Source organism: Alcanivorax sp. HI0083 (assembly GCF_001635175.1).
Genome location: NZ_LWFX01000948.1, coordinates 1 through 1,570 on the forward strand (window position 1 = coordinate 1; position 1,570 = coordinate 1,570).

2 protein-coding genes are annotated in these 1,570 nt (G+C 56.5%); both read right to left on the minus strand.

Features of this window, described 5'->3' with window-relative positions; all coding sequences use genetic code 11:
* Positions 1–161 precede the first annotated feature (161 nt).
* Positions 162–944, minus strand: a complete 783-nt coding sequence (locus tag A3754_RS10600; RefSeq protein WP_063519648.1) for an ABC transporter substrate-binding protein — start codon at positions 942–944, stop codon at positions 162–164.
* A gap of 63 nt (positions 945–1,007) precedes the next feature.
* On the minus strand, positions 1,008–1,570 hold a 563-nt coding region (locus A3754_RS27655), incomplete at its 5' end, for a hypothetical protein (RefSeq protein ID WP_063519649.1).

Sequence of the window (1,570 nt, forward strand, 5' to 3'; positions counted from 1 at the left end):
AACCGGCCAAAGACGTGGCCACCAAACTGATGCACGACTGCCCGCAGTGGGTTGAACCGCTGTTACGCCGCTGGTTAAAGGGTGGGGAGAATTTCGCGGATATCTAAATAAAAAAGCTTGTCGGGTTACGTCGCTACGCGACTAACCCGACCTACAAAAAATCACTGCCCGGAAAGAATTTTCACCGGAATCCATTGGGTTTTTGCCTGCATCAGAAAACCGTTATTTACCCAACTCTTCAGCACCGTATCCACTTGCTGTTTCAGTTCGCTGTCTTGCTTGCGCATTACCCACGCCAGTTGTTCCTTGGTAAGCGGTTTGTACAGGCCCAGCAACTTCACCGGGTACTCATGCTTGTTAGCCAGGTTCCAGACCGTGGGCGCATCGTGAATGAACGCATCAATGTCACCGTTAACCAGGGCCTGGGTCGCTTCAGTATTGCTGTTGAACCCCCGGGTCTGCGCATCCATGGTCTCTTGCACGAACGCCTCCCCGGTAGTGCCGTTCTTGTAACCCACCCGGTAGCGCCCGGTAAACAAGGCGCCGGGCGTGGCCAGCCGGGCGGCATCGTCAAGACGAATCATGGCCATCTGGCCGATGGTGGTATAAGGCAGGCTGAATGCGAAGGCCTCCTGCCGAGCAGGCGTTATGGAAATACCGGACATGATGATATCGATTTCGTTATTCTTCAGCGCCGCAAACAGATCACTCAGTTGCGTGTATTCATGCAAAGACAGAGGGCGCTCAAGATCACTGGATAATTGCTCGGCAAAGTCCCGCTCCAGCCCCACAACCTTGGCGTCCTCGCGAAACACCAGCGGCGGGTAATCGGGCATGACACCAACCCGTAAGGCCCTGTCGTCCTGTTCGCCATGACCACTGCTGCTGCACCCTGCCAGCAGCCCCAACGCCAGCACCAGCATCCATCCAATTCGCTTCATCATTCTTTGTGCATCCTGTTGTCTTTATGGAATCAATCTTCGCACCAGTGCGGCCTTTCTTTCCCACTAAGGCATGGACGGCAAGGCACCTTCAAGGTGTTCCGGGGTCGCCATGCCTCGCATCCATTTCACCGTGGTGATCTGCCAGCCCGGATCAGCGGCTTGCAGGGAGGCCAGCACACCGGGCAAATGGGCCGCGCCGTAGGTGATATAAATGCGCTGGCTGTCATCTGCGATAATACGCTGCGCCAGCTGGCGGTTGCGGAAATCGAGAATCACTTTATCCAGCGGCCGGGGTTCATGCTCGCTCTGATCGCCCAGCGCCATGGCAAAGGCACCGCGGCACAAAATGCCGATCAGTTTTTTCTGCTCATCGGTGGCGGAAGCATGCCAATCCAGCAGGGCGGCAACCGGATCGCTGGTATCCGTGGAAGCAGGAGCCTCCCGGTCACGCACCTGCTCGGCGAAAGCCGGGTCCGTGGCCATCAAACGATCATATTCCTGCTTCATTTCCAGGCTGGTGACATCCGCCGCCACATGCCGCTCCGGATGCTGCTGCGCATCTCGTTCCATCAAACCAAAGTAATCGATCTGGAATTTCACCCCGCAGGCATCAGCCAGAGCCTTGT